The 13867-nt window shown below is 48.6% G+C and carries 10 protein-coding genes and 2 pseudogenes; 5 read left to right on the top strand and 7 right to left on the bottom strand.

Annotated elements, in window-relative coordinates; translation table 11 throughout:
• Window positions 1-106: 106 nt before the first annotated feature.
• Window positions 107-745 (top strand): annotated as a pseudogene (locus tag BLU64_RS16780) (conjugal transfer protein TraG N-terminal domain-containing protein); the annotation flags it as partial.
• Here BLU64_RS16780 and BLU64_RS16775 read toward each other — a convergent pair.
• From BLU64_RS16775 to BLU64_RS17715, 7 genes are all read right to left on the bottom strand, one after another.
• The gene (locus BLU64_RS16775) at window positions 740-1432 is read right to left on the bottom strand and encodes a M48 family metallopeptidase (RefSeq protein WP_244888436.1); all 693 of its coding nucleotides are present in this window, start codon (window positions 1430-1432) and stop codon (window positions 740-742) included. The pseudogene BLU64_RS16780 and the gene BLU64_RS16775 sit on opposite strands and share 6 nt — an antisense overlap.
• 11 nt (window positions 1433-1443) lie before the next feature.
• Window positions 1444-4710 (bottom strand): type I restriction endonuclease subunit R, encoded by a 3267-nt coding sequence (locus BLU64_RS16770; protein WP_026744303.1) that lies wholly within the window; start codon window positions 4708-4710, stop codon window positions 1444-1446.
• Window positions 4703-5962, bottom strand: coding sequence for a restriction endonuclease subunit S (locus tag BLU64_RS16765; protein WP_051625608.1), 1260 nt, complete (start codon window positions 5960-5962; stop codon window positions 4703-4705). Before BLU64_RS16765 ends, BLU64_RS16770 begins: the two co-directional genes overlap by 8 nt.
• Window positions 5955-8495, bottom strand: coding sequence for a type I restriction-modification system subunit M (locus BLU64_RS16760; protein ID WP_074729444.1), 2541 nt, complete (start codon window positions 8493-8495; stop codon window positions 5955-5957). Before BLU64_RS16760 ends, BLU64_RS16765 begins: the two co-directional genes overlap by 8 nt.
• Before the next feature lie 87 nt (window positions 8496-8582).
• On the bottom strand, window positions 8583-8912 hold the full coding sequence (locus tag BLU64_RS17725; protein WP_235195138.1) for a hypothetical protein: 330 nt from the start codon (window positions 8910-8912) through the stop codon (window positions 8583-8585).
• Window positions 8905-9264, bottom strand: a complete 360-nt coding sequence (locus tag BLU64_RS17720) for a hypothetical protein (RefSeq protein WP_244888435.1) — start codon at window positions 9262-9264, stop codon at window positions 8905-8907. The genes BLU64_RS17725 and BLU64_RS17720 overlap by 8 nt, the downstream gene beginning before the upstream one ends.
• A gap of 45 nt (window positions 9265-9309) precedes the next feature.
• Window positions 9310-9486 carry a hypothetical protein gene (locus BLU64_RS17715; RefSeq protein WP_235195137.1) on the bottom strand — a complete coding sequence of 59 codons (177 nt, stop codon included), beginning with the start codon at window positions 9484-9486 and terminating at the stop codon, window positions 9310-9312.
• A 412-nt stretch (window positions 9487-9898) separates the two neighbouring features.
• On the opposite strand from BLU64_RS17715, the gene BLU64_RS16750 reads away from it, so the two are divergent.
• The 4 genes and pseudogenes from BLU64_RS16750 to BLU64_RS17830 all read left to right on the top strand — a co-directional run.
• Window positions 9899-10192 carry a hypothetical protein gene (locus BLU64_RS16750; protein ID WP_026744301.1) on the top strand — a complete coding sequence of 98 codons (294 nt, stop codon included), beginning with the start codon at window positions 9899-9901 and terminating at the stop codon, window positions 10190-10192.
• 85 nt (window positions 10193-10277) lie between these two features.
• Complete coding sequence (locus BLU64_RS16745) at window positions 10278-11189, top strand: ArdC family protein (protein ID WP_036153749.1); 912 nt, start codon at window positions 10278-10280, stop codon at window positions 11187-11189.
• 242 nt (window positions 11190-11431) lie between these two features.
• A complete protein-coding gene (mobH, locus tag BLU64_RS16735; RefSeq protein WP_074729442.1) occupies window positions 11432-13045 on the top strand; it encodes a MobH family relaxase in 1614 nt (537 codons plus the stop codon).
• A pseudogene (locus tag BLU64_RS17830) lies at window positions 13035-13774 on the top strand (tyrosine-type recombinase/integrase); the annotation flags it as partial. The gene mobH and the pseudogene BLU64_RS17830, both read left to right, overlap by 11 nt.
• Window positions 13775-13867 lie beyond the last annotated feature (93 nt).

The following is a 13867-nucleotide window of genomic DNA, read 5'->3' as shown; positions in this document are numbered from 1 at the left end:
GCCGATTTACGTTCTGGTGAAATGTGCTTCACGATATGGTTCCATCTTGTCATTAATGTTTTCGATGGGGGTGCCATCTATCCTGACAGAGGGGGAACCGTAGAAAGTATATGAAGAGGCCGTACTGCGCTCTCTGGTCAGTGAACGCAATATGCAGGTATCGCAGAACGGGCGTGTTTATCCCGGTTATGGCGGCAATGTCGATGGCACACTCATCAATGCCGCCACACGACTGACCTCCAGCGCCGGAAATATTCTCGGTAGCATAGCCGCGTTCCCGGCATTCGACAGCGTGCGTCAGGCACTGCCGATGGTACAGGCGCTACTGCAAATGGCGCTGGTGATCTGTATTCCACTGATAACGCTATGCTCGGCGTGGGACGTGAAGGCGGTGATTACGCTGACGTTTGTGCAGTTTGCCCTGTTTTTCCTCACCTTCTGGTGGGAACTGGCACGGTGGCTCGATAGCTGGCTGCTGGATGTTCTCTACAACAGCGATACCCACAGTAGCTGGAATCTGGCCGGGATCCAGAATACGCAGGATGACGTGATTGTTAATCTGGTAATGGGATCGATGTTTCTGGTGCTGCCAACTTTCTGGCTGGGCGCGATGACGTGGGCTGGAGTGAGGGTTGGCGTGGCGGTGAATGGCGCGCTGGCGGGCGGGGTTAAGGTGCGCAGGATAGTGGGGCGAAGGGGTGGGACGGTTGGTGTGATTTCTCCCATAATTCAGATCAAACTATAGATCCAGGCTAGCGCCATGTTTACGCAGCCACTCCTTACGCTCTCGCCAGTCAGGCATGACTTTATCAACTTCATTCCAGAAAGCGTCCGTATGATTACGATGGTGAAAATGGCATAGTTCATGAACCACGATATAATCTATGATCTTCGCTGGGGCCATCATACATTTCCAGTGGAAATTCAGCGTACCGCTATGACCGCAACTGGCCCAGCGATATCCCATTTCCTTCACCCGGATCGTTTCTGCTTTCACTCCGACTTTAGGCGCAAAAAACAAAGTGCGTTCTCTGATGCGCTGCTGGCCTTTAGTTATATAAAAGTCTTCAAACGCGCCTTTCGCTGCAGCTATGCCGCCTTTTTCAATAAGCTGCCGATTAAGGCAAAATCGCCCATCTCTGAGAAGTAGCGGCAAGTGCTGATCGGAAACCAGAGATAAGCGATACATGCTTCCCAGATAGAGAAAGGTCTCGCCGTTTACCCATTCACGCGCCACCGTAGTGGCATTAAGATCTTTCCACTCCGCCAGGTTACGATAAATCCACATGCGTTTCTGAAAAACAACGGTATCCGCCTGTTCAGGGGTGAAGTGTACTGGCGGGCGAACAATGACCTGACCGTCTCTTTCGATAACGATATCCGTTGTACGCCGGGTGGTACCTGGCGCGAGATGATAGTCGATGTCCTTCACCCGTCGGTGCATCATGGTTTTTTGCTCTCCGCTGAGTTCTGGAGTAAGGCATTATGTCGATTTTTTGCCAGCTTCATAATTTCTACCGCAATTCGTTCTCTTGCCTGTTTTAATTCAGGAACCCCGGTTAGCGTCAGAGCCGTTTTGATCTCACTACGCGTTTTCTTTTGTTTGCTGCTGTTGTGCCAGTAGTCAATGCTGCCGATGCTTTGTTGCAGAAGTTCAACAATTGCTTCCATCAGCGCTCTAATTTTGGGTTTTATTGACACGGGTATCTCGCCACCCGGGAACGCTTCATGAGCAATATGTTCATAGAACGTAGTGGCCTCCCGGCTCATCCCCTCCTCCCCATCCTGACGCCCGGTAATCGCAACGTTACGCAGTTTCTCTAACTCTTCCGCCAGCTTCTTCCATTGATCCTGATACAGGTCGATCAATTGTTCCACTTTTTCCGAAAGGCTCTTATAAAAAGCTGGATCTTCATTATGGTGAACCGTGCAATGCTTACGAATTGCATGCTCCATTTCGCTGGCTTTCGCCTCATCATTGCCGTTTGTATGCTGATTTAACTGTTCAATGAAGTTATCTGAGAGCAGTTCAACGGGAGGAACCGTAGGGTTAATCCCCAGACTGATGAGGTGCTGATTAATCAGTTCGCGTACCTTCTGGCCGGCATCTCCCAAATCCAGCGAATCGTCTTTATAACGCTCTTTCGTCACTTGCTGGATATATCCCAGACGCTTTGCCGGAATACGGTAAATCTGGCCCGCACTATGCGGCAGGATGATATCCAGACTGCTGAGGAATTTTTTCAGGTACACATCAAAATCCGCCCGTAGCTTCTCGTCTTTCAGCAAACGGACAGCATCGTTCACTACGGCAGCTTCTGCTGCTATGTTAGGTAATCGTCCCTCAAGGAAATCTTGGATGCCATTAACTTGGTGATACGAGAATAAACTCAACAAGCGCTGATAGCGCTCCTGCAGCACCGGGACCTCTGAATTGATATTTTTTAATCCTTCGGCTAGCTCTTGGTGCTCATCGCTGGCTGCATAAAGAGTTAATGCCTCGGTAAGATGGTGAGTAAGGCCGATATAATCCACAACAAAACCACGTTGTTTCCCTTTTTTCACCCGGTTTGTACGGGCAATTGCCTGTAATAACGTATGCTCGCGGATTTTTTTATCCAGGTACATGACCTGCTCAATCGGTGCATCAAAACCGGTTAATAACATGTCACAGACAACCAGGAAGGCGATTCCCGTATAAGGTTTATCAGGGTCATCAAATGCAAATGGCTTACAGAAATTTTCTACCGCATTCCAGGCGCGGGCTTGTTTACGTGTCTCGGTAATAAATGCTGCTTCGTTGGTGCCATCACTAGATATCACGACCGCGGCTTTGAGGAACTTGATCCGATTAATTAATTCGTGGTCAGGTACGTCCGCAGATTCAAGCTCGTCCACTTTCTCTTTTAATGCCTGATGGATAGCCTTCTGGTAACGGACTGCCGCCAGTTTGGAGTGACATACCACCTGAGCTTTAAAGCCATTAGGAAAAATATGCTCCAGATAGTGTTTCACCATATCGCTCGCAATAGCTGCAATACGTTGCTCTGCTTCCAGAATATCGCCTGTGGCGCCATACTTTTTCTTAATAGCGTCTAATTCGTCTTCCGTTCGGTCTTTAAAGAGATTCTCAAACTCCGTTTCAAAGCCATGTTTATCATTCAGCGCGGCATCAGCAGTCCTGCCTTCGTAAAGGATCTGCAATGTGGTGCCATCTTCAACGGCATCCATTAATTTGTACTTATCGATATATTCGCCAAAGCGTTTGACGGTACGTTTCTCACCATGGCGCTCTGTAATCAGCGGCGTTCCTGTGAAGGCAATGCGGGCCGCATTAGGGAAGGCCTCAAAAATATTACTGCCCAGATCTGAACTCTGGGTACGGTGTGCTTCATCGATCATTAATACAATTCGTGAAGAGGTATTCACAACACCAAATGTTTTGCCCGTTGGAATAGCCTGGTAGTTTCCTAGCGCTTTAGCAACGGATACGGGGAGGCTTTCCTGCGCAACCAGGAACTTATGCGCCATCACCATATTGATATCGGAAGTGTTGGTGGCTAACTCTTTTCGTAGCGTATTATTGCTTTCAATAACATTGACTCGTCCACCAATCAGTTTTGCCGTAGCGGTTAGCTGCTCCTCCAGATCGAGACGATCGTTGATCAGTATGATTTTATAATCGTGAAGATCGTTTGAAACGCGCAGCATTCGGGCAACAAAAACCATCGTCAGGCTCTTACCCGACCCCTGGGTATGCCAGACTACACCACTTTTTTCTTCCGTGGTTTTACCTTCACGTAAACGCTGTAAGATCTTATTAGCAGCGCGAAACTGCTGATAACGGCAGACAACCTTGATGCGCGGGCCAGCATCGGTATCCATAAATACAGAGCATGTCCGCAGGATGGATAACAGATTCGCTTTATTTAACATGCCATTGATTAGCTGTTGCTGTGCGTTCATATCGCTGGCAACATTGTCTTCCTGCGGCCATTGTGTCTTCCAGGGATAAAAATGCTCTTCCCCGGAAGTAATCGTGCCGTAATCCGCTTCAACGCCTGTCGTTCTGACCGAAAATAAATTACTATGGAATAAATGAGGCTCCCCCTCTTTTAACCCCTGCAGCGCTGTTGCTTTACGGTTGTTCATATAACGCTGGAGCTGAATATATGCCTCAGCCATAGGGTTAGAACAGGTTGGACCACCTTTTTTACACTCCACGACAATCAGAGGAATACCATTAATAAATAAAACAATATCGGGAATGATAAATTGTTTTACGCAGCCAGGAGTATCAATCCGGAACTGGTTTATTGCCAGAAAGTGATTATTTTCCGGATGTTCAAAATCGATTAATTTAACTATTGGGTCAGACTCACTGGTGGCATTATTAATATCCACCTGTGTTTTAAAAAGTAGCTTTTGGATCGCCTCATTAGCTTCCAGTAGAGTACGGTTGGGTTGTCGCAGGATCTGCTCTTGCAGATCCTGTAATTGCTTGTCTGTTAACCATGTTTTTCCGTCTGATCCGGCATTTAAGTGCGCTATTGCGTTAGTAAAAATCTGCGGCAGCAGCCACTGTCGGAAGCTGCTGCGCATACTTTTAGCCGGATCGGAGGGAATGTCCTGTCCCTGGTCAATAATTTCCCAGCCCAGTGATTGCAATTGCTGCAGAAAGGGCTGTTCAACTTCCGTGTATTCAGACATGGGTTATATCTCTAGTTTCCAATTTACTTAAAACAAAAATTTTACCGGTAAGTAAATCATGCATAAGACCCTTTTTTTGTTCTAATAACTTTTGAAGGTTGTACTCTTCCGAATGTATTTTTTTTGTTATCATTGAATATCTTTCGAAAATATTTTTTTGCTCTTCTTTTCCTGGAACAGGCAGTAATAATGATTTCAATGTTTTAGATTGTATTGCATCCATTATTCCACCTTGAGTTTCCTTTCTAAACCAAGACTTTACCCATGGTGCGTAATTAAGCTGCCAACAAACTAATTCTGGTATTATATACGACTCATCAAATGTCATTGTCCATAAATGTTTTGATGATAATGCTTTACCTATGTTTTGGGGTACAACTGCAGCTCGTCCTACGGTTCCCATTATTGTTATAATAACATCTCTCTCCCTGACAGAGTATTTTCTCAATTCGTTAAATTTCTTTTCAGATACAAAACGCTTATAATTATTATCAAACTTCTCAGTCTTAATGTTATCAATACCTAAAAATGGAATGCCTTCTTCCACAAGCTCAGATTTCAATAATGCACTGCCAAAAGGTCCACTCCTAAAGTTACTGTAAACCGGTGCCAGTAAGTCACCTAATTTAATAACGGACCAGTCTTTTGGAAGATTTCCTAAAGAGGTTTTTTTATATAAATCAGGATTACTCTCATATGTGGGGCGTAGTTTACCATCAGAGTCAATCCCTCGTGTTAGTAAATCATACATTAGGCCAGTTTTTATTTTATTATATTTATCAATTAACAACTTGACATTATTAATTAACCCATCAATACATTTTAAAATTTGTACAATTCTTAAAGCGACCTCTTTTTTGGGGAAATCTATCAACATGTTTCGGATATAGTCCTTACGTAGATGCCTAAGTCCACTTCCTTCAAATGCAAAATAATCGATTTCTTCAAGACGTAACTGTAATAAGTAATATAAATATTCCGTATCTAATTCACATGTTCTTGAACGGATACCCCATGTATCCGTTGAATATGAATATCCAGACTGTCCGAGATGCACAGATGCTACGCCCCCTGTACCCATAATTACAGCTGGAGCATTTTGCAGACAGACGTCTGTAGTTTTTTTCTCTGCACTAGAACAGAAAAAATCATAATATCCCATATCATTCGCAGCAGACGCAGGCAAAAATGATTTAGGCAATTCTGCAATGTGATCTTTTAACAAAACACTTTTAAAATAGCCATTATTCATAACCCAACTCCATCAAATAGCATTGTAATTGCTGCGATGAACTTTCTCTTTCAGCCTCAATTTGTTTCGTTGTTAACGCATATTTTGACCATAAGTTCTCAATTGCATGTATACATGTTCTTTGTTCCGCTCGCAGGTATCGATTATAAGTCTCCATCAGTAATTTTTTTAATCGTTCGATAATAACCACACGAGCCTCATCTTGGGAAATTTTTTCACGAGCGCTTAAAACAAGCTCATCGCGCTTACTCTCAACGCCCTTAATAACTTTCTTCAGCTCTTTAGCTTCGTCTTCTAGTACTTTATGACGCTTCAACTGTGCTTCGATTTGGGAAACCTTTTCCTGATACTCTTCAGCTCTTCCCAATCCCGGATCGCGCTTACACCGCTTAACCATGCCTTTGGCATCTTTCAGCTTCGCTTTCAGCTCTTTCACCTGTTCAGAGGTCATCACACCAGTATCATCGGTATCTTCAAAGTCCTCGTCATCCGCCGCAGCAAATAACGCCTGCAGCTCGGCTAAACGGGCCTGTGCATTAGCCTGCTCTTCCAGTACCTCAGGGAACTGGCTTTGCAGAATATCCTCGTCCGGAATCAGTTCTGCCCCCCAACCACTGGCAGCAATAGACTTGAAGTCCGCCTTCAGGTAGTTCACATAACTGGCAAAAGCACCGCGCACCTGGAAAGAAGTTAACAAGTTTTGCTGCGCAAATGCGTCATGAATGCTGTCCATCAACTGGCTGCGCATTACATAAACATTACGTGGCCGGGCCTGTTGATTGGCTGCATCAGGGGCTAACGCTTCAACAATCGGCAGATTCTGCTCCCACCACGCTTCCAGTTGCGCCATAAACTCCTGATTCGCTTGTAGTACACCTGCATGTCGGTTAACAAACTCAGCAATATCACGCTTCTCCACCAAAGACGGGGAAAAATTCATATACTCAGCATCACGGGGCGCAAAAAAATCTGCGCGTAACCCGGCATAGTTTTGCCAGAAATGGCCAAGGCTTTCGATTTCCGACAGCGGAATACCGCCGTGTAAATGCGCACGAACATCATGGGGTTCCGGCGGCGGCGCATTGTCCACGTAGCGACGAATATTACAGTTGTAATCTTCTTTGATAATCTCATCAGTTGGGACAACTCGCGCATAGCCCGGGATCGTTTTTCCCTTGCGATATGCGTTGATAATTTTATCAATATCCTCCGGACGCAGATGATTCTGTGCTTTATCTTCGCTGTATTCACGATCGGCGTTGATAAACAGGACAGACTCGCGTTTGGCTGCTCCCTCTTTATTCATCACCAGAATACAGGCAGGTATCCCCGTACCGTAGAACAGGTTGCTGGGTAAACCGATGATGGCTTCCAGATAACCATGATCGATAAAATATTTCCGTGCTTCACGTTCATCACCGCTACGGAACAACACACCATGAGGCATAACGGTCGCCATACGCCCATCATGTTTCAGCACAGACAACATATGCTGAACAAACATCAGGTCCGCTTTCTTGCCTTTCTCTGGCAGCCAAACAGCAAAACGACCAGGGTGTTTAATATCCTTCTTGATATAGTTCTGGCTGAACGGCGGGTTAGCCACCACGCGATCAAAACGTCTTAACTCGCCCTTTTCATCCAGATGCTGTGGTTCACGCAGGGTGTCTTCCTGACGAATATCAGCATGCGAAATTCCATGTAGCAGCATGTTCATTTTGCAGATAGACCAAGTGGTGCCTATCTTTTCCTGACCGTAGAGCGCGATTTCATCCGCATCACCGCCTTTTTCTCGCAGATAGTCACGCATCTGAATCAACATGCCGCCCGAGCCAACGGTCGGGTCATAAACGCTCATGCCCTCTTCAGGATCGCAGATCTCAACACAGATCCGCACGACTTCCGCCGGGGTATAAAACTCTCCAGCCTTTTTACCTGCGGAGTCAGCAAAGAATTTAATCAACCATTCATATGCCGATCCCAACAGATCGGGGAATTCGAAGTCCTCATCTTTAAGCGGAATCTTCTCGAAGTTCAGCACAAAATCAGCCAAGGTATCATCATCCAGAGTACGCTGACCGATCTTGCGGTTGAAGTTAATGCCTTTTAGTACGTCCTGTAAAACGTCGATGTTGGCTTCTTCAATCGCTTCCAAAGCTTTATTTAGGGCGCTGCCAACCCCAACTTTCACATGTTTCAGTGCAGGCCGGATGACCGCCTTTTTCGTACCGTCGTTCTCTTCAACAATTTCTTCCCATGATTCGTTCCAGCGAGCACGCGGGGGAACATAGAAATACTTACCTGAGTAGTTATCTGGATCCTCAAGCGCCAGCTCAATGTCCAGTTCGGGCATGCCCTGGTCCTTAAACTGTCTCCTGAGTTCAGCCCGGCGCTGATCGAACAGGTCGCTGGCGCGCTTAAGGAACAACATGCCGAAAATATATTCTTTGTATTCACTGGCATCCATGCTGCCACGCAAATCATCACACGCACGGAGCAACAACGTTTCAAGCTGGGTAAGGGTTAATTTCATGTGTTTCTCAGAAAACTGCCTCATTAACTACAGTCTCACTAGGTTGTAAGCCCGAGTCTTATCAATTTATCGCGTAACTGTTATGGACTACTTATTCCACAACGATTTATGAATTTTTCCAGTCTGATGGTATTCCCCCACCAGCTCAATAAAATCTTTAAAATCCCGATTCTCTTCCACCAGACGGTTTACTGACTGCCAGTCGACACTGGTACGTTCCCGCGCCGGGATCAACGTCTGGCTGTTACTGAAGTCATGTGGATCGAGGAGGATCACACCAATACCATGCAGCGCACAGAGCATCTGCAACTCACGCTCCACACTACGCTGCTTATCTTCGTTAATTTCAGTCGCCACCAAATAGCCGAAATGCGCCCAACTGGAGTTGCTGACCGCCTGGAAGAAACATTCACGCACGTTGTTTCACCTCAAAAGACCACAGCCGTGTTAAACGACCTTCACTATGACGAACGCAGTTTTGCACCGCCTCATCCCAGTCCTTATCCAGAGGCTCCAGTGCTACAATATCGGGGTACAGCCAATGGTTTCCCCCCAGCCCCTTGTTGTTGCTGGAACGCTTTTCGTCAATTCGGCGGCACAGTAACCCTTCTTCCTGCGAGAGGTAATCAATCAGGATCGGATACAAGGAGTGCTCAGTAAGGCTGACAGTTTCAACCGTTGGCTCGGGAGCCACATTGGCAACCTTCTGCTCCAGCGCAGATTCTCCCCAATAAAACAAGCGCGGCCTTGGCTTATCACGCGTCATCACCTGTGGACACATCGCCTTCGCTTTAACGGTCCGGCTGCCACCCACCTATGCGGTAATCTGGCTCAAAAAGTCTTCATCGCTGGTAAAACGTGGGTTTTTACTTTTTTCGGCCAGCTCGGCACTGTAATGATCAATAATTTTTTGCGCCAGTTGGCGGGCCGTGAACTGCTTACCGGGATTTGCCTGTAACACGTTAATAATCATTTGGGGACGACTGGTCATATGCCTTCCTGCGTTACAACGCACGGCTCTGCGTATCAACCGTTAAGCGATGCGTGATTTACAACTCCTGTGGATGTACACAGTTTATCTTTCAGTGTTACAGACATAAAGCATCGATTAAATCCTCAACCTGGCACTGAAGACCAGACCGGACTCCAGAGCAACAATCCCCGAACTTTCGCCCTGATAAGAGTGATGCTTGATTATTTTTTATACCGCATTAATCTGTACAAAGTTTGACCCGCAACCAGAGCCTTCAGGTTGCCACCCTACCCGGTGAGGCTCGCCTTTTCGTCCGCTCCGTATCACCCTCGCGGACAGCGCTTAGCGCCTGATACATCCTCTACCCCACCATGCAGGGAATCCCTCCCTACGGGCGGTGTTTCTCTGCTTTCATCACTGGAGAAACACGATGCCAACTTCATCTTGCCCTCAAGCAAAATCCTTATCATTGTCTGTCTCATCTGAGGCCTGGGAAAAGGTAGTCAGTTTTCCACCCGCTCCCTCTCAGGAAGATGACCACCTAGAAAATCTGATTGTCGTGACCATGCTGACATTCAAAAGCGCAGGCCCGGACCGTAAGAGCATCAATTTCGGTCTGTACTGTTTGCCTTCTGACGGCAGCAGCAATGTACCGCTGATGACTCCGCTGCGCTTAGCGCTTGAAGATAACCATCTGTTGGTTACTGCCCTTCATACCTGCTGATTACCTCAGCATCCTTCACTCCCCGAGCCGGGCGACACCCGACCGGGAGCGCTGTACCCGGCTTCTTTATCATGAGGTTACGCTTATGAACAGAAGCAACGATCTTTACCAGAAAGTCACCAATGAAATTATCGCCGCGCTGGAGAAAGGCGTGATCCCCTGGGTTCGCCCGTGGCGGGAAGGGGAACCGGTGGTGCCGATGAATGCCTTATCCGGGCGGTTTTATCATGGCATCAACATCCCTCTGCTCTGGAACAGCGCAGAACGACAGGGATATGAGAGCGATCGCTGGCTGACCTTCACACAAATTCGCAATGCGGGCGGTAACATCCGCAAAGGCGAAAAATCGACACTGGCCGTGTTCTATCTGCCCCAGCAGCGCGAGGTAGTGGACAGCAATGGGAATACGGTTCTTGATGCTGACGGCAATCCTAAAGTGACGTCTTATGCCGTGGTACGCGAGTTCCGGCTGTTCAATATTCAGCAATGTGAAGGACTGCCGGAAGCGTTTTCACAGCCTGTCGTGATGGTCGATGATCCCATCGCTGCTGCCGAGCAGGTTGCCCGTCAAAGCGCGGTGACGATCACTCACCGACGCCAGAGTCGGGCGTATTACTCGCCAGGGCGCGACTGCATCATCATGCCGCATCCTGAGCAGTTCGATTCGCGTGAGGATTACTACGGCACACTACTGCATGAACTGACGCACGCTACCGGACACGCTTCACGGCTGAACCGGGACGGTATCACCGCAGGAAATCACACCTTCGGCGATCCGGCGTACAGTTTTGAGGAACTCGTCGCCGAAATGGGCTCTGCCTTCCTGTGCGCCCATGTTGGTATTCAGGCGAAGCTACAGCATGACAGCTACATCACATCGTGGCTTAAGGTGTTGCATCAGGACAAAAAAGCGATTTTCCGTGCCAGCGGATTAGCGCGTAATGCCTGCGAATACCTGCTTGAACGGGCGCAGCAGCCGTTAGCGCTGAGCGCATGACTTTCATATTCACGGCGGAGCATCCCTGCTCCGCCGTTTTTCTTTACTCCAATAAATTTGCGCGGCCCAATAAACAATTTTGTCCCAAATCTGGCGGCACCAAAAGGCAAAATCCCAAAGGTTAAGGGGAAGAGAGTGAAGGGGTAACGGGCTTACCCGAAAAGGGGCTTCCCTTCGTCTTTCGGGTTGCAGATGCATTGGCTTTCCTGCAACACAAAATTCATTGGGTATAAAGGGCCATTATGCGGATATGGCTGACGCGCAAAAAACCAGAAACCACACCATCCGACGGCAAGCCGAGCGCCACGGAGGGATGGCTGCAACCTGAATCTTCGCAAACACTACTGGCTGTCTCATCGCGCCAGCAGCTTATCCAGTTTATTCGCCAGAGCACCGCGCTTCCTGCCTCGCTATTTGAACGCTTCTGGTTAACGCCGCTCCACCGCTTTGCGGAACTGGCGCAGTCATTTCCCGCCTCGGAAAACCACCATCACGCTCATGCGGGCGGTCTGCTCGATCACAGCCTTGAAACCGCCTGTTATGCCGCACGGCTGCGGCAGAGTTATCTTTTTCCGCCTGATACCGCGCCGGAAGATCAGGCCGCTCAGTCCGAAAGCTGGACAACGGTCATCATCTACGCTGCGCTGCTGCACGATGTGGGCAAACTTGTCACCGATATTGAGGTGGAAGATGCCAGCGGGCAACGCTGGTTTCCATGGCATGGTCCACTGGTCCAGGCTTATCGGTTCCGCTATTTGCCGCAACGTGATTATCTGCGCCATCCGGCTGCGGCAGCCCTTCTGCTTACCCAACTTCTCCCGCCGGAAAACCTCGACTGGCTCGCCGCCGACGCCGCTGCGTTATCTACTCTGCTGCACTGCCTGAACGGGCAATATCAGTACGCCGGGCTGGCGGGTGAACTGGTGCAGAAAGCTGACCGGGCGTCGGTGGCGTTTAATCTCGGCGGCGATCCGGTTAAGGCAATTCACCGCCCGCAAGCGTCGCTGCCGCAGCAAATTATCACCGCCCTGCGCGATCTGCTGGCGCATGAGTTCCGGCTCAATAACCCGAACGGCGGCTCTGACGGCTGGCTGGCTGAAGAGGCTCTGTGGCTGGTCAGCAAGAACGCTGCCGAGGCCGTGCGTGGCTGGCTGCTGCGCCAAGGTATTGATGCCGTACCGCAGCATAACGTGCGGCTGTTCGGTGAGACGCAGACGCATCAGTTACTGATCCCGTGCGTAGACAAGGCTATATGGCATTGCCGGATTGCAGCCAACGGTGGCTGGAGCAGTGAACTCACACTATTGTGCTTCACCCCCTCGCTGATTTGGGAGGATCCACAGCAACGTCCTGCAATCTTTAGTGGAACAGTTACGCCGTTAACGGAGGCGCTAAAAGAAACAGAAGCCATAGTTTCAGGAGACGCACCTGTGGAACAATCATCCACCGAACCAGATGACACGCCACTTTCGGGCGAAGCATTCCGGCAGTGGCTGGTTGATAACTGCCGGGCGCAGCATCTGGAAATAAACGAACCCAACGCCCGGATCCACACCGTCGCCGGGACGGCGTTTCTGGTCACTCCCGGTATTTTCAAACTCTGGCTGGACGCCTGCGGCCAGAATGTACCCGCGGAGCGCTGGCGGGAAGTACAGAAAGGATTTCAGAATCTGCACCTTCACCGAAAAAGAAAAAACGGTCTCAACATCTGGCAGTGCGCCGTTGTCGGTCCGCGCCGTAGCTCACGTCTGAAGGGATATCTTCTTGACGATCCCACGCCGCTTTTTGGAGATGACATTCCCTTCAATAACCCTCATCTCTTACTCAGTGAAGGAGAAGATGCAAATGACCTTTGAAAAACTCCTGGAAGAGTATTTTTTTGCCCGTCTGTTGCGCCCTGATACCCAGGACTGCTATCACACGGCGGTAAATCAGTTTACCCACTGGCGCAACGTCCTGCCCGCCGAAGTAACGCCTCATATGGTTCTGGAGTGGCGCAGCTATCTGTTAAATGTGCGCGGTATCAAGCCGGTGAGCTGGAATCACTCTATGCGCCATATGCGGGCACTGTATAATTTCGCGATTGAACAGGGCCCTCTGGAGCAGTTTATCAATCCGTTTCATAAAACATCGCTTCGGGAATCCCGCAAGAAAAAGAAAACCCTGTCCCGCGAGCAGATCCTCTGCCTCACGCAAAATACTGAACCATTTTATTGAACAGGAGAATACACAGCGAGGCTACCGTTCACCGTTCTATCCGGCCTGGTTCTGGCTGGCCATGGTCGAAACGTTCAACTACACCGCTATCCGTCTGAACCAGCTTATTCATCTGCGCGTCAAAGATATCGATCTGGTCTATGACACCCTGTTTATTCAGAGTGAAGGCAGTAAAAGCCATGATGAACATATTGTCCCCATCGCCTCACGGCTACGACCTTATCTGGAGCATTTACTTGCCGAGGCTGAAATGCAGGGCAGGCGAGCAGTTGTTTAATATCAACCAATTCAGTCGGCGGACGCTACGCCAGGGCAAAGTAATGACGGAAAATCAGGTCAGTTATTTCTTTGCCAAACTCAGCGATGCCCCCTCTGTCAGGATAGATGGCACCCCCATCGAAAACATTAATGACAAGATGGAACCATATCGTGAAGCACATTTCACCAGAACGTAAATCGGC

Origin of the sequence: Lonsdalea quercina (genome assembly GCF_900107885.1) — a bacterium.
Lineage (GTDB): Bacteria > Pseudomonadota > Gammaproteobacteria > Enterobacterales > Enterobacteriaceae > Lonsdalea > Lonsdalea quercina.
The sequence above is the reverse complement of the archived record's forward strand: the minus strand, read 5'-3'. Positions and strand labels throughout refer to the sequence as shown.